Origin of the sequence: Nitrosomonas sp. GH22 (assembly GCF_009833115.1) — a bacterium.
GTDB classification, from domain to species: Bacteria; Pseudomonadota; Gammaproteobacteria; order Burkholderiales; family Nitrosomonadaceae; genus Nitrosomonas; species Nitrosomonas eutropha.
In genome coordinates this window covers 1-26,690 of sequence record NZ_QRCA01000011.1, presented here as the reverse complement: position 1 = coordinate 26,690, position 26,690 = coordinate 1, and the positions used below count along the sequence as shown (strand labels likewise).

The window sequence follows — 26,690 nt, the reverse complement described above, 5'->3', positions numbered from 1 at the left end:
GAAAAATTAGTGTAATCAAGGTAGTAGAAGAATTATTTTTCTGGATGTTCGCTTGGTCGTTTAGAGGATATTTTTGTGCGTTGTGGTTGCTGATGGCAAGCCATGCGGTAAGCGCGTAATGCTTTTTGTGCGTGGCTCAGAACGGTATCCTGTGGATAATTGATAATTTCGCGTGGCTCGACATCATCACTGATTCCGGCAGGAAAGCCGGATAGTAATTCCAGGCCATCATACATATGATCGATAGCGTAAATGTGGAACATACCTTTGGATACCGCATTAATTACACTATCATCCAGTATCAGGTGACGGCAATTGCGATCCGGGATCAGCACTCCTTGAGTACCATCAAGACCGGCAGTTTCACAAACCCTGAAAAATCCTTCTATTTTTTCATTAATGCCTCCTACCGGGAGCATTTCACCAAATTGATTGATCGCACCAGTGACTGCGATACCTTGTTTGAACGGTAATCCCGACAAGGCTGAAAGTAGTGCATACAATTCCGCGCATGAAGCAGAATCGCCTTCTACGCCATAGTATTCCTGTTCAAACACGATAGATGCATTGAGTGCGAGCGGTGCATTATGGTGAAACAAAGCGGATAGAAAATTTTGCAGGATGAATACGCCTTTATCGTGGATCGGCCCGGACATGCCGACTTCACGTTCAATATTGAGCAGACCGTCTTCTCCAGCGAAGGTGTGCGCAGTAATGCGTGTAGGAATACCGAAACTGTGATCACCCATCTCGATCAAGCTCAAACCATTGATCTGCCCGACTTTTTCACCATGTACGGTGATGACTATATCTCCGTCAGCAATAGCTTCTTGTGCACATTGGTCCGGGTAATTATGTCGCAGTGTCCGAGCCTGGCGGGCAGTTGTAACATCTCGCTCCTCAACAATAGTATTTCCGCGCGCTTTGCATTGCAGGGCGCTTTCCACAACCAGCATTTCTGTATAACTGAAGTTTGCACTTAATCGCTTCTGGTCTTCTGTGGTTCTGTGGCAGGTTTTTAGCACACAAGCAACCGCTCCGCGTGAAAAATGTGGCAGAGAGGATTGTTTACAGAGATGGGATATAAAAATAGACAGAGCCCGGTAGGCTTGTATACTGGCCAGGAATGAGACTGCAAAATCAACTTTTACCCGGAATCGCCGCGCTAGTTCGGGATTTTCTTCCTGAATTGTGTAATATTGCTCACGCGAGCCAATCAGGATGATTCTGACATCAATCTTGACAGATTCAGGTTCAATGGGTATGACCGGTGTTGCGGCATTAGCAGTCCAGGATTCTTCAATCTGCAATATGTGGTTACGCAGAAAGCGACAAATTTTTTCCCACAAGAAAGTATCAACCAGTAAATCATCCAAATGTAACATCAGGAAGCCACCATGCGCCTTCAACAAACTGCCTGCGCGGATACGCGTAAAATCTGTCACCAGCATACCTTCAATGGATTGGTACCCGATACTGCCAATCATCGATTTAAAAGATGGATTGTCATCGACCACAACCGGTGCGCTGATTGAATCTCGGTTGTCTACTACGATATTTACCCGGTAGCGCTCAAACAACTCCTTTAGATCTTCCGGGCTCTTTTCTTCATCTAAATCAGCTGGCTGGAATATATCCAGGTTTTCAAGAATATCGTGTTTGATCCCGTTCAAGTGGTGTTCAAGCCTGGCATAATCTTTAAAGGATCGGTCCAGTTCGCCCGGTACGGCATCCAATACCTGATTTAGCAGAGGTTCAATCCAATTCCGACATAATGTGGAGAGCTCCTTATCCCGGTTTTGGCCAAGCATACGAATTTTTTGGAGATAAGATGCAATTTCATGGCGTAGTGCTTGTTCGTCCTGATCGAGAGCAGCTCTCCGGTCTCTCGGTAGCGTCAAGATTTCTTCTTCGGTCAGTGGCTTTCCGGATTCATTTAAAAGCGTAAAAACCAGGCGTCCAGATTCACGCCGAATTGCAAATTTTAATGATTCTGCATATATATTGAGTTTTTCAAAATAATTGCTTTCTTCCAGCTTGAAGCGGTTTTCAATGTGCTCCGCTTCTGCCTTGAAATCATCTCTATTCAGCCGTTCCGGTATTTCCTGCAATAAATCGCTCATGGATTGTGCAAGTTGTTGCCGTAGCCAGCTACCTTTGCCTGCTGGTAAGCGTAATGTCAGAGGTCGTTCCGGCACATCAAAGTTGTAGACGTAGCATAAATCAGATGGTACAGGCTTCCCTGCTGCAACTTCTGTCATCGCCTGTCGCAGCAGGGAAGATCTGCCACTGCCCGTTTCGCCCAATACAAAAAGGTTGTAGTCCGGGTGTTCCATTTCGAGGCCAAAATAAGTTGCCCGCCTGGCACGTTCCTGACCAATCCAGTCAAGTGGTTGATCAATCAAAGTAGATGTATCTGAGAATTCCAGAGAACCGGGATCAATCGTTAAACTGAGCGCATACGGCTCTAATCTGGTTATTGGCATATGGGCTATTGTAGGACCAGGGGAATTTGAAGATTACCGGATATTCTCAGTATTGTTCGATACTGGAAGCTGGTAAGGATACGTGCTTCAGGCAGGGCGAATAGATAGTATTTTGAGATCCTGATTGGGCAGAGTACCTGGATACTAATCTTGTCCAAATGAGTTTGATTACTCGATCATCTGTTATCGCATGTGTTCTAAAGGTCATGATGGAAAATCACTTGGCGATTGTTCATAAGTCAAGTGGAATTAGGTGGTGATGCCAAGTTTTCGCAGGGTGATGGCAAGAGCATTTCCGGTATTGCACAAACAAGTATCAAAAATGATACAGGGGCGCTGAAAAAATACTTTGTAACGGTGAATGATGACACTTCAGTTCTGGTTTTTGTCAGAAAATTAATAGCTGGATTACTGTTTTTGCTGTGGCACTAATTAGGGAAATAACAGAAAATGCGAGCAAAAATTTAGTTTTTCGCCGGAGCAGTAAATTTCTCCTGTTACAAAATGGAGAAATTTACTTTTTAGCAGCAGCTCTACCAGTCACCTATACAGCGGGATTATTTGCATAATATTGATGCGCAGCAGATGATGCTGCACCTTTATCGACTTTCGTGCCCAAATCGGCCAATACATGCTCTAATGCATCCAGGCAGAATATGACGTTTTCCAGTTTGCTTGAATTACCCATCAAGCCGATGCGCCAGATTTTTCCGGCAAAATCACCTAAACCAGCACCAATTTCTAGATTGTAATCAGCCAAGAGCCTGCGGCGTACTTCTTTTTCATCTACGCCCGTCGGGACATGCACAGAGTTCAACTGTGGCAGACGATATGCTTCATCCACGACATATCCGATACCCAGTGTTTTCAATCCAGCTTTTAATGCTTCGTGATTACGACGATGCCGGGTCCAGGAATGCTCAAGCCCTTCTTCATACAATATAATCAGTGATTCATGCAAGCCATATAGAGAATTGGTTGGTGCGGTGTGATGATAGGTGCGGGAAGATCCCCAGTAACCGAGTAACAAACTGATATCCATGAACCAGCTGTGTACTTTTTCAGTACGATTCCTGACCAGATCTACTACTCTTTCTGAAAAACTGACGGGAGACAATCCCGGTGGACAGGATAAACATTTCTGGCTGCCGGAATAAATGGCATCAATATCCCATCCATCCATATAAACAGGTGTCCCGCCTAATGACGTGACAGTGTCCATAATTGTTAGGCAATCGTACTTTCTTGCTATTTGGCCGATGGTCTTGGCATCCGACTGAACACCTGTAGAAGTTTCGGCATGTACAAACGCCACAATTTTAGCATCCGGATTCTTTTTCAGTATATCTTCCACTTTTTGAGGATCAACCGGATCGCCCCATTTATCCTCCACTACCAATGGAATTCCGCCACAGCGTTCGACATTCTCGATCATCCGTCCGCCAAAGACACCATTTCTGCAAACAACAACTTTGTCTCCAGGCACAATCATGTTAACAAAACACATTTCCATTCCGACCGAACCTGGTCCGGAAACTGGAAAAGTCAATAAATTGGTCGTTTGAAATACATATCGCAGCAAGCCTTTCAATTCTTCCATCATTTCGGTGAAAACCGGATCAAGGTGACCCAGTGTCGGGCGAGCCATAGCGGATAAAACACGCGCGTGTGTATCGGATGGTCCCGGACCAAGCAAGGTGCGCTGAGGCGGATAGAAAGTGGTTATTTTTTTTTCTGGGCGAAAGCTATCAATGGTCATCGATATTCCTAATATGAGTGAATGAAAATGTTGTTCTCTAGAATCCGGTTTCTATCAGTAACCAGAATCTTCAGGGAAATATCAAATAGCCTACTGGTGGAAACCAATAGGCTATTTACTTTGACTTCAGATTAAGTCAAATAGTACTTCCTTGGGATTCATCTTAAGGATTCAAGCAAAGATTCTATCAAGTGATCGTAAAATTTACTATTCGCTTGTCTGCGGAAAATAAAGCCGAATCTATCTATAAAATAGCAGCTTTAAAGGAAGATACTTTAAAATTTTATTGAAGCTCTCCCGTTATGTGTATCCAAATAATCAATGCTTGATTGAAGAAGCTCTTGTAACGCTATCTTTAGGTGTGGATGCAATGACTTGACCAGGGATAGCTGACGGTATCGCATCAGGCTTATATTCCAGAGCAATTTCTAGCACCTGGTCAATCCATTTTACTGGCTTGATATCCAGTTTGTTTTTAATGTTTCCAGGAATCTCACTCAAATCCTTGACATTATCTTCCGGGATCAACACTGTGCTTATTCCACCACGATGAGCAGCCAGGAGTTTCTCCTTGAGCCCACCGATTGGAAGAATTTCGCCTCTTAGTGTAATTTCCCCGGTCATCGCAACGGATGCTCGCACCGGGACTCCGGTCAATGCAGAAACCATAGCCAGACAAATACCAATACCTGCACTCGGCCCATCTTTAGGCGTGGCCCCTTCAGGCAAGTGAATATGAATATCGTTCTTCAGATAAAAATCATCTGATATTCCCAGAACGATTGAGCGGCTTCGAACAACAGACAGGGCTGCCTGAATGGATTCCTGCATGACTTCACCCAGTTTACCGGTCGTAATCGTCTTCCCTTTGCCTAGTAGCACTACTGCCTCAATTCTCAGCAACTCACCGCCTACCTCCGTCCAAGCCAGTCCCGTAACCTGTCCAACCTGATTTTTTTCGTCAGCCATGCCATAAGCGTAACGGCGCACTCCAAGATATTTATCGAGGTTGCGGGAGTTGATAATAATCTTTTCCTTATTTTTTTTAACCAGCAAAATTTTGACGACTTTCCTGCAAATCTTGGAGATTTCTCTTTCCATTGAACGCACTCCCGCTTCTCGGGTGTAGTAGCGGACAATGTCACGTAATGCAGATTCAGAAACAGACAACTCCCCCTCGCTTAAACCATGATCCTTCATTTGCTTGGGTAGAAGATATCGTTTTGCAATATTTAGTTTCTCATCTTCGGTATAGCCTGAAAGTCGAATAACTTCCATTCGATCAAGGAGTGCGGGAGGAATGTTCAGTGTGTTTGCGGTAGCAACAAACATGACATCCGATAAGTCGTATTCAACTTCGATGTAGTGATCAACAAATGTATTGTTTTGCTCCGGATCAAGTACTTCCAGCAAGGCAGAAGAAGGGTCGCCACGAAAATCCATTCCCATTTTGTCAACTTCATCTAACAGAAACAGTGGGTTTTTGACACCGATTTTTGTCATACTTTGCAAAATCTTTCCGGGCATCGAACCGATGTAAGTTCGACGATGCCCACGGATCTCAGCTTCGTCTCGCATGCCTCCGAGAGACATACGAACAAATTTACGGTTTGTCGCGCGAGCTATAGATCGACCTAGTGAAGTTTTACCTACCCCAGGCGGGCCGACAAGGCAAAGAATGGGAGCCTTGGATTTGGCAACCCGCTGTTGTACTGCAAGGTATTCAACTATCCTTTCCTTTACTTTCTCCAAACCATAATGATCTTCATTCAGGATGGATTCGGCAATCTTTAATTCTTTGCTGATTTTGGTTTTCTGCTTCCAGGGCAATGCAACCAGCGTGTCAATATAATTTCGTACAACAGTTGCTTCGGCTGACATAGGAGACATCAGGCGCAGTTTTTTCAGCTCAGACTCTGCCTTGGCTAATGCTTCTTTAGGCAAGGAAGCTGCCTTTATTTTTCTTTCGATTTCTTCAAGGTCAGTGCCATCTTCGCCTTCGCCCAGTTCTTTCTGAATAGCTTTAACCTGTTCATTCAGGTAATAGTCCCGCTGGCTTTTTTCCATCTGGCGCTTGACTCTACCGCGAATGCGCTTTTCTACCTGGAGGATATCCAGTTCGGCTTCCAGAAGGCCAAGTAAACGTTCTAAACGTGGCTGAACTTCAAAAATTTCCAGAATTTCCTGTTTTTGCTCCAGTCTCAAGGGAAGATAAGCAGCGATCGTATCAGCTAATCGTCCGACCTCATCAATTCCTGTCAGGGAAGCAAGAATTTCTGATGGGATTTTTTTGTTTAATTTGACATATTGGTCAAATTGGGAAAGAAGAGCGCGTCGTAATGCTTCAATTTCTGACGTGTCGATCTCATCAATTGTGACTGGTATAGCCTTTCCAGAAAAATAGGTTTCGGAATCATTAAAAGATTCAATTTCTGCCCGATAACTTCCTTCTACCAATACCTTGACTGTTCCATCGGGGAGTTTCAGCATTTGCAAAATGCTTGAAACACAGCAAACTTTATAAAGGTCTTGGGGAGAAGGGTCATCTTTAGAGGCTGATTTCTGAGCAACTAGCAGAATATTTTTTCCAGCTTCTGTCGCAGCTTCTAAAGCCTTGATAGACTTTGGACGTCCCACAAATAATGGAATAACCATGTGTGGAAAGACCACCACATCACGCAGTGGGAGCAGTGGTAAATCAAGCTCGTTTTTTGGTTCTTGGGTGTCGAGAATATCTGATGTCATGTCATTTACATCCTGCAGAAAACATGGATAGGATAAGATATGGTGACACCTGTGAAAAACAGGTACCCGCAGTGTGCTAAAAACAAACTCTTAAAAGAATTTGTACTATTTCGAGCTTCTGGCCAGCTTGGGCTTTTCAGCATAAATTATGATAGGTTGAAGATCATCATTTGTAGAGCTGCTTTCGATCACTACTTTTGAGACGTTTTTGATTGAAGGCAGATCATACATAATATCCAGCAGTGTTTCCTCAAGAATAGAACGTAATCCACGTGCTCCAGTTTTCCGTGCAAGCGCTTTTCTGGCAATTGTTACAAGAGCCTGTTCGCGGAATTCCAATTCAACTCCCCCTTCCATGCTGAATAGCTTGCTGTATTGTTTAACCAGTGCATTTTTGGGTTCAATCAAAATTTGGATCAGTGCTGCCTCGTTCAATTCACGCAACGTTGCCACGACTGGTAAACGCCCGATAAACTCCGGAATCAAGCCATATTTAATTAGATCTTCTGGTTCAATGTCACCCAATATCTTGTTTAATTCCTTGCGATCGTTCTGGTTGATGACATCCGCACCAAAGCCTATGCCACTTTTTTCAGATCGTGCACGTATGATTTTATCGATACCATCAAATGCCCCACCGCAGATGAACAGAATATTTGTGGTATCAACCTGAATAAATTCCTGATTGGGATGTTTGCGCCCACCTTGAGGAGGTACCAAGGCTGCTGTACCCTCAATCAGTTTGAGTAGTGCCTGTTGTACACCTTCTCCTGAAACATCCCGAGTGATGGAAGGGTTGTCTGATTTACGCGAAATTTTATCTATCTCGTCGATGTATACGATTCCGCGCTGGGCCTTTTCAACATCGTGGTTGCTTGCTTGCAGCAACTTCTGAATAATATTTTCTACATCCTCACCGACATATCCTGCTTCTGTCAGCGTCGTTGCATCAGCAATAACAAACGGTACATCTAGCAATCTTGCCAGTGTCTGTGCCAGTAAGGTCTTGCCAGATCCGGTAGGACCAATCAGCAATATGTTGCTTTTGGCAAGTTCAATGTCATCGCTACCAGCATTAACTTTTGATAGATTTCTTAATCGCTTATAGTGGTTGTAAACTGCAACAGACAGTATTTTTTTTGCAGATTCCTGTCCAATGACATATTGATCCAGTGTTTCACAAATTTCATGTGGGGTCGGCAAACTTGTTTTAGATAGTTTGGCCGTTTCATCAACCTGTATTTCTTCGCGAATAATGTCATTACAAAGGTCGATACACTCATCGCAAATGAATACAGATGGCCCGGCAATTAACTTCCGGACCTCTCGCTGACTCTTTCCGCAAAAAGAACAATACAAAAGTTTTTCGTCATTTGTTTTTTCAGACATTATTCCACCCCACAATCATCAAACGAATATTGCTCTTGTTCAACAGGAACAATTTGATTTTACTCGTGTTTTACTTTCCTGCTCGTTAATACTGCATCCACTAAACTATACTTTACGGCTGCTTCTGCGCCGAGAAAATTGTCACGATCAGTATCTTTCTCAATAGTTCTAATCGTTTGACTGGTATGTTTAGCCAAAATTTCATTTAAACGACCTTTCAGTGCCAAAATTTCCTTAGCGTGTATTTCTATGTCGGATGCTTGTCCCTGAAATCCGCCCAGTGGCTGATGGATCATAACGCGTGAATTGGGTAGGCAATAACGCTTGCCTTTGGCGCCCGCAGTAAGCAGCAAGGCACCCATGCTGGCAGCTTGTCCTATGCAAAGTGTGCTGACATCCGGTTTAATGAATTGCATGGTGTCATACACAGCTAGTCCTGCCGTGACAAGCCCGCCGGGCGAATTGATATATAAGGAAATATCTTTCTCTGAATTTTCAGATTCTAGAAATAAGAGCTGCGCAATTACCAAGTTGGCAGATGTTTCTGTAACCGGGCCCACTAAAAAAATGATTCTTTCTCTGAGCAGCCTTGAATAAATATCGTAGGCGCGCTCTCCGCGACCACTGGACTCGATTACCATGGGAATCAAACCCAGTCCTGTAGTATTCAATTCGTTTTTCTCCCAATCAAGTATTGGTTGCATGTGAATATCCCATTAGTTCATCGAAAGTGACATTCTGATCAACGATATTGGCTCTGTCCAGTATCCATGATACGGCGTTATCCTCCAGAACAAGCGGTTCTATTTCCTTGATTCGTTCAGGTGAAGCGAAGTGCCATTTGACGACCTGTTCAGGATTTTCGTAACTTTGAGCATGTTCTTCAATAAAACTTTTGATTTGCTCAGGCTTTACACCTAATCCGTGTGTTTCGATCAACCTGGATAAAATGAGTCCCAGCCTGACGCGCCGCTCAGCTCTTTCCAGAAAGGTATCTCTTTGCAAATTGGAGGCTTTAGGAAAACCACGTGCTGTCCGGGTATCTTGTACTTCTTCTATTAGCCGATCTATTTCCTGTTGAACCAAAATTTTGGGGATATCTACTGAAATCTTATCCAGTAGGGATTGCATGACTTGTTCTTTGAGTTTTACCCGGATACGCTGGGTTGTTTCACGCTGAAGATTAGCCTTGATTTCTGATTGCATTTTTTCAACATTACCATCTTCAATCCCTAGCGACTTGGCAAATTCACCATCCACGTCCGGTAGCTTAGGAGCTTCAACCTTATTGAGTGTAATTGTAAAAGTTACTTTCTTTCCGGCAACTTCTTTTCCTGAATAGTCTTCAGGAAAAGTCATATCAAACGTTTTCTCCTGTCCTGTACTCATGCCCAGGATAGATGCCTCGAAATCTTCCAGAAGATGCCCGTTTCCAAGAATGACACTGTAATTATCTGCCTGGCCACCAGCAAAGTTCTTTCCGTCCAGGGATCCCCGGTAATTGATATTAACCCGGTCACCCGTTTGTGCCGGACGATCTACCGACTCATAGTTTGTTCGCTGTTTACGCAGAACTTCCAGTGTTTTCTGGATTTCCACGTCGCCAATCTGTAAAACAGGTTTGTTGATTGTAATCGAATTTAAATCACCCAGTTCGATATTAGGATAGATTTCAAATGTTGCGCGGAATTCATAGTTTGAATTATCTGTTCCGGGATTTCTGGATTCAAAGTTTGGAACACCTGCAATGCGATAGTTTTCTCGATTAATACTTTCGCTAAACTGTTGTTGCAACAACTCTCCCAGCACTTCGTGCTCAATCTGATGGCCGTATTGCTGTGCAACTATTTTCATAGGAACTTTGCCCGGACGGAATCCCTGTATCTTGATTTTTGGAGCCAGGCGCTTCAGGCGCTGACCCACTTCGGCTTCGACTTTTTCCCGTGAAACAGAGAGTTCAATATTGCGCTCCAGTGGATTGGAGGCTTCCTCTTGTGTCTGCATCTATTTTCCTGAGCTGATACGTAACATTGATTAAACAAGTGGTATGATCGTGCTAGGTTGGCCAAGCCTGAATATTCCGTGGTGCGAAAGGGGGGACTCGAACCCCCACACCTCATCGGCGCCAGAACCTAAATCTGGTGCGTCTACCAATTCCGCCACTTTCGCGCGCCGGGCTATTCAAAAATTAGCGGGATTCAGAATTCCCAAAAACAAGATGATTTTTGCTCACACAGTTGTGCCGCAGCTTGTTTTTCAGCGAATCACACCACACCCCTTTATAGCCAATTATACTCGCTTCTAACAACCGGGGCAGATTTCCTGTCCGTTGTGCGGTTAATCTTTTTGGCAATTGAACGTTTTGCCAGTTACTCCAGTACTATTTGGTCCCATCAGGAAGAGATAAGTCCCCATCAGATCTGCCGGTTTGGGTAATAAACGGTTATTGCTGCCCGGATGAGTTTTGGTACGTTGTGGCGTGTCTGTAGCTCCAGGAATCAGTGCGTTAATGCGTAAATTTGGATAAATCTCCCACTCCTCAGACTGAATTTTGACCAATGCTTCCACCCCTGCTTTCGCTACTGCAAAAGCACCCCAGTAGGCTGTGGGTACTTGGCCGTGGGTGTCTCCCGTCATGATTACACTGGCATCCTGGGCGGTCTTGAGCAACGGAAAACAGGCGCGAGTCAGCATTGCAGGGATGAGAAGATTGATCTGCATGGTGGTTTGCCAGTGCTCAAGTGTATGGAATTCAAGTGGCATTGGGCCGGTGGTCCAGGCGACATTGTGCAAAATACCATCCAGCCGACCAATTTGGGAGGCTATTGCCCCAGCTAGTTCCACAATGCCAGTTTCAGTAGCCTGTTCGAAATCAAATGGCAGAATGATTGCTGATGCTCTGCCGAGCGTCTCGATTTCATCATAAACCTGCTCAAGCTTCTCGGTTTTACGGCCATGTAAAATAATCGTGGCGCCATATTTTGCGAAAGTGAGTGCTGCAGTGCGCCCAATACCTTGTCCTGCACCTGTAACCAGGATAACCCGGTCTGCAAGCAAATTCCGGTCATCCGGATAAGTTTTTAAAGTATCCAATATATTTATCTCAGCACGACCGATAGAAGTTAAAAACCACAACGTCCGGTTTTTTGCATACCGATCCGTTGTGGTTCATTATTGTTAACAGATAGACCGATTGGAGTCGGTTACATGTCCATACCGCCCATGCCACCCATACCGCCCATGCCGGCACCTGCCCCAGGCGAATCTTCTTTTGGAAGCTCTGCAACCATTGCGTCCGTCGTCAGAATCAATCCTGCAACTGATGAGGCGTTTTGCAGAGCCGAGCGGGTTACTTTGGTAGGGTCCAGCACGCCCATAGCAACTAGATCGCCATATTCACCCGTTGCAGCATTGTAACCAAAGTTACCTTTACCTTCCTTAACTTTGTTGACGACTACAGAAGCTTCATCTCCGCAGTTGGTTACGATCTGGCGTAGTGGCTCTTCCAGTGCACGCAAAACAATTTTGATGCCGGAATCCTGATCATGGTTGTCGCCTTTGACCTTGCTCACAGCATCAATTGTACGCAGCAGGGCGACGCCACCACCAGGAACAATACCTTCTTCAACCGCAGCGCGTGTTGCGTGAAAGGCATCTTCAACGCGAGCTTTTTTCTCTTTCATCTCCATTTCCGTGGCAGCGCCAACCTTGATTAGAGCTACACCCCCAGCCAGTTTGGCTACGCGTTCTTGAAGCTTCTCGCGATCATAGTCACTGGTTGCTTCTTCGATTTGTTTGCGAATCTGTGTAACGCGTGCTTCAATGGCTTTGGTATCTCCGGCACCATCAATAATGGTGGTGTTTTCCTTGCCAACTTCAACGCGTTTAGCCTGGCCCAGATCTTCCAGTTTAGCTTTTTCCAGGGATAAACCGACTTCTTCGGCAATCACCGTACCACCCGTCAGGATCGCGATATCTTCCAGCATAGCCTTACGACGATCACCAAAACCAGGTGCCTTGACTGCGCATGTTTTGAGGATGCCGCGAATATTGTTCACGACCAGTGTTGCCAGGGCTTCACCATCAACATCTTCAGCAATGATCAGCAGTGGTTTACCTGCTTTGGCTACTTGTTCGAGTATTGGCAGAAGGTCACGAATATTGGATATTTTTTTGTCGTGCAACAGAATGAAAGGGTTTTCGAGTGCTGCAATCTGTTTCTCAGCGCTGCTGACAAAATAGGGAGAGAGATAACCTCGGTCAAACTGCATGCCTTCCACGACATCCAGCTCATTTTCCAGGCCGGAACCATCTTCAACCGTAATGACGCCTTCCTTGCCGACTTTATCCATTGCTTCAGCAATGATTCTGCCGATTTCGGCATCGGAATTGGCAGAAATGCTGCCAACTTGAGCGATTTCCTTGCTGGTGGAACATGGCTTGGAAAGTTTTTTCAATTCTTCAACAGCGGCGCTAACTGCCTTTTCGATCCCGCGCTTCAGATCCATTGGATTCATTCCGGCTGCGACATAACGCATACCTTCCTTGACGATGGCTTGTGCTAAAACAGTTGCCGTCGTTGTGCCATCTCCTGCTGTATCCGAGGTTTTGCTGGCGACTTCCTTGACCATTTGTGCGCCCATGTTTTCGAACTTGTCTTTCAGTTCAATCTCTTTCGCAACCGATACGCCATCCTTAGTAATGGTGGGGGCGCCGTATGAACGCTCCAGTACAACATTGCGTCCTTTAGGGCCCAACGTCACTTTAACCGCATCTGCCAGTACATTTACGCCAGTGATTACGGCGCTGCGCGCTGCATCTCCAAATCTTACTTCTTTAGCTGCCATATCTTTACTCCTGATTTCAGTTGGTTATTCAACGATCAATTAACCTTCAATCACACCCATGATGTCTTCTTCACGCATTACGAGGAACTCTTCGCCCTTAATTTTGACAGCCTGGCCGGCATATTTGCCGAAGAGTACCTTGTCTCCGACTTTAACTTCCAATGCGCGGATTTTGCCGTCTTCGCCCGCCTTTCCTTTACCTACAGCGATGATCTCACCCTGATCCGGTTTTTCTGCGGCGGTATCGGGAATTACGATACCGGACGCGGTCTTGCGTTCTTCTTCCAGCCGTTTAACAATTACACGGTCATGCAAAGGGCGAATATTCATAGTCCTTTTCTCCTACAATGGTTAACAAAAACGAAAGATCTGGTCATATTTGAATCTGATTCAATGAGTTTCATCAACAATCGCTGAGTCTCGTAACAACCTATTATTAGCACTCAACGACGTTGAGTGCTAATAATAGAGGCTATTATAAGGAATTTCAAGACAGTGAATGATAAAAAAGTAACTTTGCACACCCATCAGAGTGTCTGGCATCCCTGCACCCAGATGAAGCATCACGAAGCATTTCCCCCGATATTAATCACCAGGGGAGAGGGTGTGTGGCTGTATGGTGCAGATGGTAAGCGCTATCTGGATACAATCAGTTCATGGTGGGTCAATTTATTTGGGCACTGCAATCCTCGTATCAATGCTGCCATCATTGACCAACTTAGCAAGCTGGAACACGCGATGCTGGCTGGATTGATTCATGAGCCAGTAGTAGAGCTGTCAGAACGATTGAGTGCCATAACGCCAGGAAACCTGAGTCATTGTTTCTATGCCAGCGATGGTTCGTCAGCCAATGAGATTGCGCTGAAAATGAGTTTTCACTACTGGCAGCAATGTGGTTTCCCCGATAAAACCCAATTCGTTAATCTGCAGAATGGTTATCATGGAGAAACCCTGGGGGCGTTATCGGTCACCGATGTCCCGCTTTTTAGACAAATTTATGCACCGCTGTTACGCCCTGCGCATCCGGTACCTACCCCTGATTGGCGTGTTGCTGAAACTGGAACAACCCCGGAAACTCATGCGCTGAAGGCTGCCGCTGAATTGGAGAGTTATCTCGCACAACATCATGCCAGTACAGCGGCTCTGATTCTGGAGCCTCTTATCCAGGGAGCGGGCGGAATGGGAATGTACCACCCGGTTTATCTGCAACGGGCACGGGAAATATGCGATACCTACCGGGTTCATTTAATCGCAGATGAGATTGCGGTTGGATTTGGTCGAACAGGCACTCTGTTTGCATGTGAACAAGCTGGAATCACGCCGGATTTTATGTGCCTTGCCAAAGGGTTAAGTGGGGGCTATTTGCCGCTTTCAGTGGTCATGACTAATGATGCAGTCTATCGTGCGTTTTACCGTGATGAAATTAACCAGGCTTTTCTCCATTCGCACTCCCATTCCGGCAATATTCTTGCCTGTCGGGCAGCCCTGGCAACGCTCGATATCATTGAGCAGGATAATGTGATCGAAACAAACCGTAAAAAAACTGATTTTCTCAATCAATGTTTACAGCCTGTTCGGGAGCACCCGGATGTCAAGAATTTCCGCAACTGCGGTATGATTTGGGCGTTTGAAGTGGATAACCCCCAACCGGATTTCACACACCGCTTTGCGCAAAAGGGACTGGAACAACAACTTCTGATTCGTCCCATGGGCAACTCGGTCTACATCATGCCGCCGTACATTATTAATGAAGAGGAAATGGAATTGATGGCCCGGGGTATTCTGCACATTCTCAATAGAATATAAATACCCATGCAGATTACCTTTCTGGGCGGTGTTGGAGAAGTCACCGGATCATGTTACCTGGTTGAAACGGATGATGTGCGCTTTCTGGTGGATTGCGGTATGTTCCAGGGCGGGCGGGATGCAAGTCGTAAAAATCATGCCGCAATCAATTTTAATCCGGAATCAATGGATTTTGTTTTGCTAACACATGCCCATGTGGATCATTCTGGGTTATTGCCGCGCTTGAGTGTGCTCGGATTCAGAGGGCCTGTCTACATGACCCCGGCCACGGCAGATCTGCTTTCAATCATCCTGAAAGATAGTGCTCATATTCAGGAAAAAGAAGCAGAGTGGCATACAAAAACGGCATTGCGTAATAAACGTTCGCTACGTTATGAAAATGTCCCGCTCTACACTGTTACCCAGGCAGAAGCATTTCTTAAACAAATGCGAGGTGTCAATTATGACGAAACATGTCAGCCGCATCCATTAGTGCAGTGTCGATTTCGTGATGCTGGACACATTATTGGATCAGCCATCATTGAGGTCTGGCTGAAGTCCGGTTCCAGGCAGAGAAAAATTGTTTTCTCGGGTGATCTGGGGCAGCCGGGCCATCCTATCGTGCGCGATCCGACATTTATCAAAGAGGCTGATTATCTGTTGGTTGAATCCACTTATGGCAACCGTTGCCATCGCAGCATGCAAGACACACGCGATGAAATGGTGGAAATCATTTGTCAGACACTGATCCATAAACGCGGCAATATCATCGTACCGGCGTTTACTGTTGGCCGTACTCAGGATTTGTTATTTCTGCTGACGGATCTGCAGCGTCAGGGGCGCCTGGGAGTGATGGATATTTACGTGGATTCACCTATGGCGTTGGCTGCTACGGAAATCACACTCAGACATAGAGAATTATTTGATAAGGAAACTATCGATATCATGAACTGGCACAGCCAGCATAATAAGAATCTGCGGATTCATTTTGTGCAGGAAGTCGAGGATTCAATCAGGCTCAATCACATACAATCCGGCGCAATCGTTATTTCTGCCAGTGGTATGTGCGATGCCGGGCGCATTAAATATCACCTGAAATATAACTTGCCCAGACCTGAATGCAGCATTTTGTTTACCGGCTTTCAGGCTGCGGGTACCTTGGGGCGCAGATTAGTGGATGGTAGTAAAAATGTTCGTGTTTTTGGTGAACAAATTCCTGTGCACGCATCTATTCATACGGTTGGCGGGCTTTCTGCCCATGCTGATCAGGAGAATCTGCTTGATTGGTTAAGAGGATTCAGCCAGCCTCCGCGAAAAACTTTCATCGTGCATGGCGAACCGGGTAGTGCCGAAGCTTTTGCCTGTGCAATCCGGGAACAATTACAGTGGCCGGTGAGTATTCCTCAGCGCATGGATTCAGAACGACTGGGCTGATTCTATTTTCAGCTGAAAGTAGAATCAGCAATTTTCAAACTTCTTCCCGAATCATTATTGCGTTGTATCAACCAGAAAACAGCATTAGCAGCAGTCGATTATTTGGTTTTGCTGTTTGTCAGAACGAATTCAGCCAGACGTTGCGCGGGTTCGCCGGTAATGTTGGGGAAGGCTGTCATTGTCATGCCGCCTTTTTGAACTTTCTCGATAATGGCTTCTTTGGTATTCATCTTGGCGCTCAAGAGCATGACCTTGCCATCTGTTTCAGGTTTGTGACATTTAGTGCAGCTTGCGAAAAAAATATCTTCGCCACTAGCATTTTCTGCCGGGGTATAAGTGTCGGTCTTCGCACATCCTGTCAAGCTGATTACTGCAGAAACCACCAACAATCCAATCGTTCTTTTCATTTTTCTCTCCGTTTAACAAGGGCGGACATTATAGCCGCTATCCATCTTAATTTAATTATTGCTGCAAGCTTATGTGGTGTGCTTGTAAAAATGTTTGATGTTAGTATCTTCAGCCCGGTTAAACAGTTGGAAAACAAACCTCTCTTGCTACGGAATAGATCATGAAAATTGCCACCTGGAATGTCAACTCACTCAAAGTTCGATTACAGCAGGTAATCGACTGGCTGAACGTCAATCAACCAGATGTATTGTGTTTGCAGGAAACCAAGCTTCAGGATGAATTCTTCCCGGTGGATGAACTTGCGCAGGCGGGTTACCAGTCAATCTATGCTGGTCAAAAGACATATAACGGCGTTGCTTTACTGAGTAAAGTAACAGGAGTGGATGTTTGCGCGGCCTTGCCCGATTTTGATGATCCACAGAAAAGGCTGATTGCAGCAACCTATGGAGATTTGCGTATTATTTGTGTGTATGTGCCGAATGGGGAGCGTGTTGATTCAGAAAAATATGCCTATAAACTGAGGTGGTTGTCGATACTCAATTCTTTTTTGCAACAGGAGCGGACACGTTACGGCAAGGTGGCATTACTAGGAGATTTCAATATTGCTCCGGAGGATCGTGATGTTTATGATCCTGAGGCCTGGAAGGGACAAGTGTTGTGCAGCGAGGCTGAGCGGCAAGCCTTTCGCGGATTGTTAGATACAGGATTTGTTGACAGTTTTCACCTGTTCGAGCAGCCTGAAAAAATATATACCTGGTGGGATTATCGTATGATGGCTTTCCGCCGGAACAGAGGGTTGCGTATTGATCATATTTTGCTGAGTCATGAAACGGCAGACAGTTGCGCTACCTGGCAAGTGGACAAGGCACCCAGGAAACTGGAACGGCCGTCAGATCATGCACCGGTTTGGGTGGAGCTGGCGTAAGCAGCAAGAAATCTGAATTTTATGTGTGAAAAGCTTGAGGGCGTGAATGATTATCGGATTACCCAAAGAGACGAAAGAGGATGAATACCGGGTCGGACTTACTCCGGGCAGCGTACATACACTGACTGAGCGAGGGCACCGGGTGCTGGTTGAAACCGGAGCAGGTGCGGGCAGTATTATTTCCGATCAGGATTACCGGGAAGCCGGTGCAGAAATTGTGATGCGCGCCGCAGATGCCTGGGCAGCTGAATTGGTCGTCAAGGTAAAAGAGCCAACCGAAGTGGAATATCAGTATTTGCGAAAGGATTTACTGCTGTTTGCTTATCTACATCTGGCTTCAAATAGAGCCCTAGCAGAAAAACTGCTCGCCAGCGGCGTCAGTGCAATTGCCTATGAAACAGTGCAGACGGCATTCGGCGCATTACCGTTATTGACACCCATGAGCGAGGTAGCGGGGCGCATGGCGGTGCAGATTGGCGCAACCTATCTGTTAAAAACCCAAGGGGGGCGGGGAGTGCTGATGGGTGGGGTGCCAGGCGTTGCCCCAGCCAATGTAGTCATTCTGGGCGCAGGGGTAGTGGGCACCAATGCTGCGGTAGTAGCAACCGGAATGGGGGCGATGGTGACAGTGCTGGATATCAATCATGATCGTTTGAAAGCGCTGGATGACCGTTTTTCCGGACGGCTGCAAACTCGATATTGTGATGCGGTCAATGTGCGTCAGGCAGTTTACGAGGCAGATCTTGTCATCGGTGCCGTATTGATCCCCGGTGGGCGCTCACCTTGGCTAGTAACTCGGGAAATGTTGCCGCAAATGCGTGTGGGTTCAGTGATTGTTGATGTGGCAGTTGATCAGGGAGGGTGTGTGGAAACAACCCGACCGACCACACACAGCCATCCTGTTTTTGAAGTGGATGGTGTGCTGCATTACTGTGTGACGAACATGCCGGGCGCAGTTCCGCGTACCAGCACCTTTGCGTTGAACAACCAGACTGCCAGCTATGTTGCCTGTCTGGCAGATGAAGGGCTGTCAGCCTTGCAGAGCAATCAGGCGTTGATGAATGGCCTTAATATCTATCGTGGACAAGTCATGCATCCGGCAGTAGCTGAGGCTTTCGGTTTGCCGTATACATCACCGCTGGAAATACTGGTTGCTTAAAGATGGTCTGTATAACTTTCATATCGTCCTGCGGTATTGAAAACAGGCTCAAAGTACTCTTTATCGTATGTAAACTGCGTTTTTTCACCTATTTTCATCTTACCTTGACGATCTTGTTGATGCTTTTCAACACCTTGTTAATGCCAGGGCGTAACCGGGATTACAGATATGCTGTTTTGTGGTGATCCTTCAATGACTCGATCGCTATAGCTGAGATAGATCAGCACGTTACGCCTGGCATCATAGAAACGTACCACTTGTAATGTTTTAAACAGCAGCGAGGTACTTTTCTTGAATACTTCGTCTCCATCCGCCTTACCATTTTTTATTTTCTCCGGCAATGCAATTGGCCCTGTCTGACGGCAGGCGATAGAAGCCTCCGATCTATCTTCAGCCACACCTACTGTGCCGCTTATTCCCCCTGTTTTTGCTCGGCTCAGATAACACGTAGCGCCTGCTACATCCGGATCATCAAATGCCTCTACTACTATTTTATCGTTGGCACCCAGCAACTTGAATCGTGTCGATACACTGCCGATATCCTCTGCCAGTAGCGGCAGCGAATATGAACCGATAATAGTTGCCGTCCAGATCAGTATTCCCCGTTTGATCCAGCCTGGCAGGTTGGTCTGGCTGACTCTTTTCTGATGGTGTTTCATGGAAATCCTCCTTTTTTACGATAGCGCTATGACAATCCGGATGACAGAATTGATTATAGCTTTCCGGAGTATCTGCTACAGCCGAAACTTTTTGTACCAGGATACGTTTGTATTGATCACTTTACTATCCACAGTTATCCTCGCTTGACCAGTGCAATTAATGTAATACCGCAGAACCCGGCGCTGGCATAGAACGTGAAGGACGCTCCCATCTGATCCCAAAGCAGACCGGCGACCACACTGGCGATGAGCATGGCAATGCCGCTGATAAGGTTAAAGAATCCATACGCTGTACCGCGTAAATCAACCGGTGCGGCATTAGCAACCATTGTTGCCAACAGCCCCTGCGTCATGCCCATGTGAATTCCCCATAACGCGACACCTACGAGTACTGTCATCCAATGAGCATCGATAGCCAATACCAGATCAGCGACAATCAGAACAAACAGCCCTAGTGCCAGCAATATCTTGTGACTTATGCGATCGGATAACTTGCCAAAAGGGTAGGCCGATGCTGCATAAACCAAGTTCATGGCAACCATTACCAGTGGAACCAGTGCAAGTGGGATGCCACCTTGTTGAGCGCGAAGCACCAGAAATGCTTCACTGAACCGTGCCAGTGTGAATACGGCACCGATACCGACAACCCACCAGTACGTGGCATGCAAACGCATCAGATTCTCTTTGCAGATTGGATTGATACGTTTGTTACTAACGTTTTGCTTTGGCTCATGAACACCGAAGAATAGCAACGCGACCGCTAACAACCCAGGGATAACAGCAACCCAAAACACTGCCCGGAAGTCGTTTGCCCACAGTAGCATCAGGCCGGTTGCCAATAACGGGCCAAGGAATGCACCGACTGTATCCAGCGATTGTCTGAGGCCAAATGCCGCACCGCGCACCTCTATGGGGGTGATATCCGCTACCAGCGCGTCACGTGGAGCACCCCGGACACCTTTACCCACCCGATCCAACAATCGAGCCGCGAGTACAACACTGGTGACTGGGGCAATGGCAAACAACGGTTTGGTCAGTGCTCCTAGGGCGTAACCGAACAGAGCCAGTGCTTTGCGTTTGCCTAGATAGTCGCTGAGTGCGCCCGAGAATACCTTGACAATGAGTGCCGTGGATTCGGCCAGCCCTTCGATCAAGCCAACCATAAGAGCACTTGCACCCAGAGTGCCGGCCAGGAATAACGGCAGCAGACTGTGAATCATCTCGGAGGAGATGTCCATCAGCATGCTAACGAAGCCCAGTACCCAGACGCCGGAAGGAATCTTGCTGAGAATTGTTTTTTTGTCATGATGACACTTTGCTTTTACAGTCTTACCTTAGAATCCAAGCTGCTCCGCCCCCCTCAGCAGCGTTGCAAGACCAAGCAGGGCGAAGATGCCTGCCGCGATCGAGTGCACAAGTCTCATAGGAATCCTGTTTGCAAACCTGTCACCGATGAATACCGCTGGTATATCAGCGATGAGCATACCAAGAGTCGTACCAATCACAACTAAAAATGGAGAGGCATAGTGAGCGGCCAATGTGATAGTTGCAATCTGCGTCTTATCCCCCATTTCGGCCAGAAAAAAAGTGACCAGAGTCGCTCCAAACACGCTGAATCGTCTGGCAATCCGTGTTTCTTCCTCCTCAATCTTATCGGGAATCATTGTCCAGATGGCCATGCCAATGAACGATAGGCCGAGTACCCAACGCAATCCCCCGGGATTGACAATTTCAGTAATCCAGGCCCCTAGCATTCCTGCCAGGCTATGATTCACGATGGTGGCCACCAGGATTCCCAGGATGATAGGAACAGGTTTTTTGAAGCGTGCGGCGAGAATGAATGCGAGGAGTTGGGTTTTGTCGCCGATTTCAGCGAGGGCAATGATCCCGGTTGATACGAAGAACGATTCCATGAGAATTTCCTGGCCGGAAAAGACGATTGACCACGATACATCTCCGGCCTAGTGGAAGCATCGCAGTCAAAGGTCTTGCCAGGCGAAGGGCTGCCTACACCATGACCTGTTGTGGGTCAAGTATGTTGATGTAAGCCTCTTTGTGATAAAGAGTGGCTACTCCCCAATGACCTGAAAATTGTACCAGCTGGCTTTCTGAAAGTCATGAGATGACAGGTTTCGACAAGCCGCCGGTAAGTCAGAAACTGGTGATGGCCAGTAGGGTGCCCGTACAGCTCTGTAGATGTGCGTTTGCACGTGCGGCAGCAGAAACATGCACTTGCTTGATATATCTTCAGTGATAAAGGTAATTCGACTGGCAAACCAGCTCAAGACAACGCTTAAGTTACTTGACAATCTCGACCAAGGCAGCATTCCCCACCAAGGCCATCCTTGGTTGCACTATTTTTCAACCTGTTTTCGAGAATCGGAGGCTTTCATAATTCATGCCTCCCTCTATTTTTTTGATGTTTCGATTCTGTTGGGCAGAAAAATTTTTCAATGTTGATGCAGACATAGTCGATTTTTATCGTGATCTCAAGCAACCGGGCGGCTGGTAGCAAATCCACAGACCCTGGGAAGCAAACGAGGTTAAGCTGCCCTTTCATCGAACGTTTGAGAGCCACGTCAGAGCTAATGTAGATTATGCTTGATTTCTATCGGGTTTTGCTTGCAACCACGAAAGAAATACGGAAAATTGCACTGGTAATAACAATGAAGTTTCTTTGTGGAAAAGAGGGAGATTCCGGCTTATGAGTGGTGAAACGTTTGATCTTGACAAGCAGCAGTTGATGCAACGTGAATTCGATCAGATGGAGAATAAGCTGCCGGGGGCAATTTATTCTCTGCGCCAGAAGGTGGCTTTGACTTGTCGTATTTTATTTGATAATGGCCATGATTCTGGATTGGCTGGACAGATTACCGCACGCGGGGAGGTGCCGGGCACGTTTTTGACGCAGCGGCTGGGATTCGGTTTTGACGAGATCAGTGCCGGGAATTTGTTGCTGGTTGATGAGGATTTGCAGGTGCTGGAAGGGGAGGGTATGCCTAATCCCGCGAATCGTTTTCATTCCTGGGTATATCGTGCACGCCCCGATGTACATTGCATTGTCCACTCCCATGCATTGCATACAGCGGCACTGAGTATGCTGGAAACACCGCTCATCATTTCGCACATGGATAACTGTGTGCTGTATGGTGATGTGGCTTTTTTACCGAAATGGCCGGGTGTTCCGGTGGGTAACGAAGAAGGTGGGTTGATTGCCGAGGCATTGGGTAGTAAACGCGCATTGATGCTTGCTCATCACGGACTGCTGGTGGCTTGCAGTAATGTTGAGGAAGCCTGTTTGATTGCGCTGGCATTTGAGCGGGCTGCACGCATGCAGTTGCTGGCAAGTGCGGTTGGCGAAATTCAGCCGATCGATCCGACGCTGGGACGAGAGGCGCATGACTGGATTTTACATGCGCAACGCAGTGCGAGCGCCTTTGCCTATTACGCCCGACGTTCTCTGAAACATTGTTCTGATTGTCTGTGAGAGTGATGATTCTTACGTCGCTCACTCAGCGGTTTGCCATCTGGTTTGCGCTGGTGGCGTTATTGCCTATTGCGTTGGTCGGCTATGGTTTGCTGCACATCTTTGAGGGAGAAATCAGCAAGTCGGCCATTCAGCAGGTTTCGTCGATTGCTGACAAAAAAGTTGAACAGATTGATTCTTACTTGCATGAACGGATACTGGACGCAGATCTTATCCAGACAAGTGACACGACGCGTCAGGCAATAGACGAATTTTCACAGGTATTCAGCCGGCATGGTGCAGATTCCGATGTCTATCGATCTCTGGATGCTCGCTACCGGGCGCATTACGAGCGCTATCTTGCAGGCACAGGCTACTATGATCTGTTCCTGATATCTCCTGATGGCTGGATTGTTTTTTCTGTTGGCCATGAATCCGATTTTGCCACCAATTTATTAACAGGTCCTTATCGAGATACTGGGTTGGGTGAGGTATTTCAACAAATAAAAGAGACACATCAAAGCGATCTATCTAGTTTTGAATACTATCCGCCATCACACGGTGCAATTGCGGCGTTTGTCGCCGTGCCCATATTGATTGATGGAGATTTTCACGGAGTGCTGGCGCTGCAGATATACAGCGAGCATGTATTCAATGTGCTGACCAATAACGTCGGACTGGGTGAAAGTGGCGAAACAATTGTTACTCATAGAGAAAACAAAGACACTGCCCGAATCGTGGCGCCTCTGCGGGAAGATCCTAATGCTGCTCTGAAACGCACCATATCTCTGAATGAGCCGTTGCTTGCATTGGCGATCAGAAACAGTCTGAATGGCGAACATGGAGGAGGAGTAGTCACTGATTTTAATGGCCAGCCGGTGATTGCCGCCTGGCGGTATTTATCACGTATGGGCTGGGGGATAGTCGTACAGATTGATACCGAGGAAGCATTTGCTTCGGTGACGAAAATGCGCATCATGGGGTTGGTGGTGCTTGGCCTGACTTTCTTGATGGCGATTCTGGGGGCGCTATTGTTCAACCGGCGGGTTGTGATCCCGCTGAAAAATCTCAATGAATGCGCTCAAGCAATTACTGCCGGGAATCTTCAGCATCATATTCCCAGTGAAGGGTGGGATGAGATCGGGCAACTAGCCGGTGCTTTCGATATGATGACTGAGCGCTTGGCGATCAGCTACCGGCATCTGGAGGCGCGTGTGGCTGAGCGTACTGCCCAACTTGAGCGACTCAACGCCGAGCTGGCAATCAAGGAAGAGGAAACACGTTCAGTCGTTGAACACATGGTGGATTGTGTGGTGTCAACCGATGATCGAGGCGTGATGCTCTCAGTGAATCCCGTCATGGAAAAACTGTTTGGCTATACCGTGGAAGAGGCGATTGGGCAGAACGTTTCCATTCTGGTGCCAGAGCCAGATAGAAGCATGCATGAATACTATATGCAGCGGTATTGTGAAACTGGATATGGTCAGCAATATGTGGGGCGTCCACAACTGCCAGGCGGGCATAATGTCGGGCTGGGGCGTGAAGTCGAGGGGGTACGCAAGGATGGAACGGTTATTCCTTTGTATCTTGCAGTTAGTGAGTATTTCGTAGGAGATGAACGGCATTTCACTGGAATTATGCGTGATATGCGCGAGCATGTGAAAATCCGACAGGATCTGGAACAGGCGCGGCACGAGGCCGAGCTGGCCAATCAGGCAAAATCTGCTTTTCTTGCCGCCATGAGCCATGAAATTCGCACGCCGATGAATGGTGTGATTGGCATGATCGATGTACTGGATCAGACCAGCTTGAGTACGTATCAGAGAGAAATGACTGATCTCATTCGGGAATCTGCCTTCGCGTTGCTTGAGATCATTGAGGATATTCTCGATTTTTCCAAGATTGAGGCGGGCAGGCTGGAGATCGAGCAAACGCCGATATCTTTGGAGAAAGTGGTGGAGCGTGCATGTGGGACGCTGACACATATGGCTGCCAGCAAGGAAGTTGAGTTGACCTTGTTCGTAGATCCGGCTTTACCGAAAGGTGTACTGGGAGATGCGTTGCGTTTGCGGCAGATATTAATCAACCTGATTAACAATGCCATCAAATTTTCCAGTGGCATGTCGCGGTCAGGGCGTGTTGCGGTCAGGGCCAGTCCGGCGGAGGAGGTGGATGGCGATGTTGTAACGGTTATGTTCCAGGTTATCGATAATGGTATCGGTATGGATGATGCTGCTCGGGAGCGTTTGTTTACACCTTTTTCCCAGGGAGATGCTTCCACCACGCGCCGCTTTGGTGGAACCGGCTTGGGTTTGATCATCTGCCGTCGGCTGGTTGAGTTGATGAAAGGTGAGATCTCTGTAGAAAGTAAACCTGATGTAGGCTCTGTGTTTACCGTGCGTATCCCGTTTGGAATAATTCAGAGAGAAGTCATTCAAGAGGAGGAATTGGAAACAGATCTCACGGGGTTGTCATGTGTGGTTATGGGAAGTAAAGACGGATTGAGCCTTGATCTTGCAACCTATCTGAAATATGCAGGTGTTGTAGTTGAGTGTGTACCGGGATTGCTTGCTGCACGTGAACGAATTAAACAGCTTCCGACGGGTCAATGGTTGTTAGTGGTAGATATGAGGGATGAGGAGTTGCCCATTGAAGAGTTGCGTGCGGTATTTCGCGATCGGCCCAATTCGAGTGTAAATGACAAGCTTCAGTTTGTAATTATTAGACGTGGCCGCCGCCATCGCGGCCGTATGGAAGAGGAGGGTGTAGTGACGCTCGATGGAAATGTACTTTATCGTCGGGTATTTCTCCGTGCGGTAGCGGTTGCAGCCGGCCGGGCAAAGCTAGAGGAAGATCAGGATATTTCTGTAGTAGTTGTCGATAAAGTTGTTCCATTATCCCGGGAAGAGGCGCTACAGCGGGATAATCTGATTCTGGTTGCTGAAGACAATGAGATTAACCAGAAAGTTATTCGCCAGCAGCTTACTTTGCTGGGGTTTGCTGCAGACATTGTCGTCAATGGGCGTGAGGCACTGCAGAAATGGAAAAGTGGAGAGTATGCGCTGATACTGACTGATCTGCATATGCCGGAAATGGATGGGTATCAGTTAACGCAATCGATTCGCGCTGAAAAAACGGGCCGTTATCAGATTCCAATCATCGCTTTGACAGCGAATGCACTGAAGGGTGAAGCGGAAAGGTGTCGTGCACTAGGAATGGATGATTATCTGAGTAAGCCGGTGCAACTAGAACAGCTTAAATCGGTACTGGAGAAATGGTTACAAGGGTCGAAACGGGTGGAGCAACAGGAGGAAAATATTCATCGGCCTTTAGTTGTTTAGTCCCACGGTGTGCTGGTGTAACATATAACCAGCTACGGAGGGATGATTTATGGGACAGATATTACACGGAAGCGCCCGCACGACAGCGGCGGTGCGTCGAGCGATACAAAATAGTCAAGAGAGTCTGAATGTTCTGGCCAAGCGGCATGGGATTAATCCAAAAACGGTAGCGAAGTGGCGGAAGCGGGAATTCACCCACGATGCACCGATGGGCCCCAAAGAGTCGCACTCGACTGTTTTAAGTCTGGAAGAAGAAGCCGCTGTTGTGGCGTTTCGCAAACATACGC

20 protein-coding genes, 1 tRNA gene, 1 pseudogene and 1 riboswitch are annotated in these 26,690 nt (G+C 46.9%); of the genes and pseudogenes, 8 read left to right on the top strand and 14 right to left on the bottom strand.

Translation table 11 applies throughout. The annotated features are described in order from the left end of the window. Positions 1-32: 32 nt before the first annotated feature. Positions 33-2,486 (bottom strand): ATP-binding protein, encoded by a 2,454-nt coding sequence (locus ABF86_RS04610; protein WP_074684637.1) that lies wholly within the window; start codon positions 2,484-2,486, stop codon positions 33-35. Between the two features lie 243 nt (positions 2,487-2,729). Between ABF86_RS04610 and ABF86_RS04605 the strand changes: the two genes are divergently transcribed. Beyond that, positions 2,730-2,918, top strand: a complete 189-nt coding sequence (locus ABF86_RS04605; RefSeq protein ID WP_074684638.1) for a hypothetical protein — start codon at positions 2,730-2,732, stop codon at positions 2,916-2,918. 112 nt (positions 2,919-3,030) lie between these two features. On the opposite strand, the gene ABF86_RS04600 is transcribed toward ABF86_RS04605, so the two are convergent. From ABF86_RS04600 to groES, 9 genes are all read right to left on the bottom strand, one after another. Further along, the gene (locus tag ABF86_RS04600) at positions 3,031-4,245 is read right to left on the bottom strand and encodes an alanine--glyoxylate aminotransferase family protein (RefSeq protein ID WP_011633331.1); all 1,215 of its coding nucleotides are present in this window, start codon (positions 4,243-4,245) and stop codon (positions 3,031-3,033) included. 318 nt (positions 4,246-4,563) lie between these two features. Beyond that, positions 4,564-6,990: an endopeptidase La gene (lon, locus tag ABF86_RS04595; RefSeq protein ID WP_074684639.1), complete on the bottom strand. Its 2,427-nt coding sequence runs from the start codon at positions 6,988-6,990 to the stop codon at positions 4,564-4,566. Positions 6,991-7,095: 105 nt separating this feature from the next. Beyond that, the gene (clpX, locus tag ABF86_RS04590) at positions 7,096-8,379 is read right to left on the bottom strand and encodes an ATP-dependent Clp protease ATP-binding subunit ClpX (protein WP_011633333.1); all 1,284 of its coding nucleotides are present in this window, start codon (positions 8,377-8,379) and stop codon (positions 7,096-7,098) included. Positions 8,380-8,438: 59 nt separating this feature from the next. After that, positions 8,439-9,083, bottom strand: a complete 645-nt coding sequence (clpP, locus tag ABF86_RS04585; RefSeq protein ID WP_011633334.1) for an ATP-dependent Clp endopeptidase proteolytic subunit ClpP — start codon at positions 9,081-9,083, stop codon at positions 8,439-8,441. Next, on the bottom strand, positions 9,067-10,383 hold the full coding sequence (gene tig, locus ABF86_RS04580) for a trigger factor (protein WP_074455996.1): 1,317 nt from the start codon (positions 10,381-10,383) through the stop codon (positions 9,067-9,069). Before tig ends, clpP begins: the two co-directional genes overlap by 17 nt. Before the next feature lie 79 nt (positions 10,384-10,462). Then, positions 10,463-10,548, bottom strand: a tRNA-Leu gene (locus ABF86_RS04575). A 168-nt stretch (positions 10,549-10,716) separates the two neighbouring features. Beyond that, positions 10,717-11,472 (bottom strand): SDR family oxidoreductase, encoded by a 756-nt coding sequence (locus ABF86_RS04570; RefSeq protein ID WP_074456033.1) that lies wholly within the window; start codon positions 11,470-11,472, stop codon positions 10,717-10,719. A gap of 110 nt (positions 11,473-11,582) precedes the next feature. Then, complete coding sequence (gene groL / locus ABF86_RS04565) at positions 11,583-13,226, bottom strand: chaperonin GroEL (protein WP_074455995.1); 1,644 nt, start codon at positions 13,224-13,226, stop codon at positions 11,583-11,585. A gap of 39 nt (positions 13,227-13,265) precedes the next feature. Then, positions 13,266-13,556, bottom strand: a complete 291-nt coding sequence (groES, locus tag ABF86_RS04560) for a co-chaperone GroES (RefSeq protein WP_074455994.1) — start codon at positions 13,554-13,556, stop codon at positions 13,266-13,268. Between the two features lie 165 nt (positions 13,557-13,721). Here groES and bioA point away from each other — a divergent pair, with 165 nt between their 5' ends. Together bioA and ABF86_RS04550 are read left to right on the top strand one after the other, a co-directional pair. Then, positions 13,722-15,032: an adenosylmethionine--8-amino-7-oxononanoate transaminase gene (bioA, locus tag ABF86_RS04555; protein ID WP_074455993.1), complete on the top strand. Its 1,311-nt coding sequence runs from the start codon at positions 13,722-13,724 to the stop codon at positions 15,030-15,032. Positions 15,033-15,038: 6 nt separating this feature from the next. Next, positions 15,039-16,445 (top strand): MBL fold metallo-hydrolase, encoded by a 1,407-nt coding sequence (locus ABF86_RS04550; RefSeq protein ID WP_074455992.1) that lies wholly within the window; start codon positions 15,039-15,041, stop codon positions 16,443-16,445. 98 nt (positions 16,446-16,543) lie between these two features. On the opposite strand, the gene ABF86_RS04545 is transcribed toward ABF86_RS04550, so the two are convergent. Continuing rightward, positions 16,544-16,852: a cytochrome c gene (locus ABF86_RS04545; RefSeq protein ID WP_011633341.1), complete on the bottom strand. Its 309-nt coding sequence runs from the start codon at positions 16,850-16,852 to the stop codon at positions 16,544-16,546. Positions 16,853-17,013: 161 nt separating this feature from the next. Between ABF86_RS04545 and xth the strand changes: the two genes are divergently transcribed. Continuing rightward, positions 17,014-17,778, top strand: a complete 765-nt coding sequence (gene xth, locus ABF86_RS04540) for an exodeoxyribonuclease III (protein ID WP_011633342.1) — start codon at positions 17,014-17,016, stop codon at positions 17,776-17,778. A gap of 46 nt (positions 17,779-17,824) precedes the next feature. Next, positions 17,825-18,937 (top strand): alanine dehydrogenase, encoded by a 1,113-nt coding sequence (gene ald, locus ABF86_RS04535; RefSeq protein WP_011633343.1) that lies wholly within the window; start codon positions 17,825-17,827, stop codon positions 18,935-18,937. A 137-nt stretch (positions 18,938-19,074) separates the two neighbouring features. Here ald and ABF86_RS04530 read toward each other — a convergent pair whose 3' ends face one another. From ABF86_RS04530 to ABF86_RS04520, 3 genes are all read right to left on the bottom strand, one after another. Beyond that, positions 19,075-19,596 carry a CreA family protein gene (locus ABF86_RS04530; protein WP_011633344.1) on the bottom strand — a complete coding sequence of 174 codons (522 nt, stop codon included), beginning with the start codon at positions 19,594-19,596 and terminating at the stop codon, positions 19,075-19,077. 134 nt (positions 19,597-19,730) lie between these two features. Next, positions 19,731-20,840: an MFS transporter gene (locus ABF86_RS04525; protein ID WP_083341411.1), complete on the bottom strand. Its 1,110-nt coding sequence runs from the start codon at positions 20,838-20,840 to the stop codon at positions 19,731-19,733. 90 nt (positions 20,841-20,930) lie between these two features. Continuing rightward, a complete protein-coding gene (locus ABF86_RS04520; RefSeq protein WP_011633346.1) occupies positions 20,931-21,509 on the bottom strand; it encodes a TMEM165/GDT1 family protein in 579 nt (192 codons plus the stop codon). Positions 21,510-21,515: 6 nt separating this feature from the next. Continuing rightward, positions 21,516-21,686: riboswitch (yybP-ykoY riboswitch) on the bottom strand. Between the two features lie 614 nt (positions 21,687-22,300). Here ABF86_RS04520 and ABF86_RS04515 point away from each other — a divergent pair. The 3 genes and pseudogenes from ABF86_RS04515 to ABF86_RS04505 form a co-directional block, all read left to right on the top strand. After that, on the top strand, positions 22,301-23,083 hold the full coding sequence (locus ABF86_RS04515) for an aldolase (protein ID WP_074456503.1): 783 nt from the start codon (positions 22,301-22,303) through the stop codon (positions 23,081-23,083). Positions 23,084-23,088: 5 nt separating this feature from the next. After that, positions 23,089-26,403 carry an ATP-binding protein gene (locus tag ABF86_RS04510; protein WP_240142224.1) on the top strand — a complete coding sequence of 1,105 codons (3,315 nt, stop codon included), beginning with the start codon at positions 23,089-23,091 and terminating at the stop codon, positions 26,401-26,403. 49 nt (positions 26,404-26,452) lie between these two features. Beyond that, a pseudogene (locus ABF86_RS04505) lies at positions 26,453-26,690 on the top strand (IS481 family transposase); the annotation flags it as partial.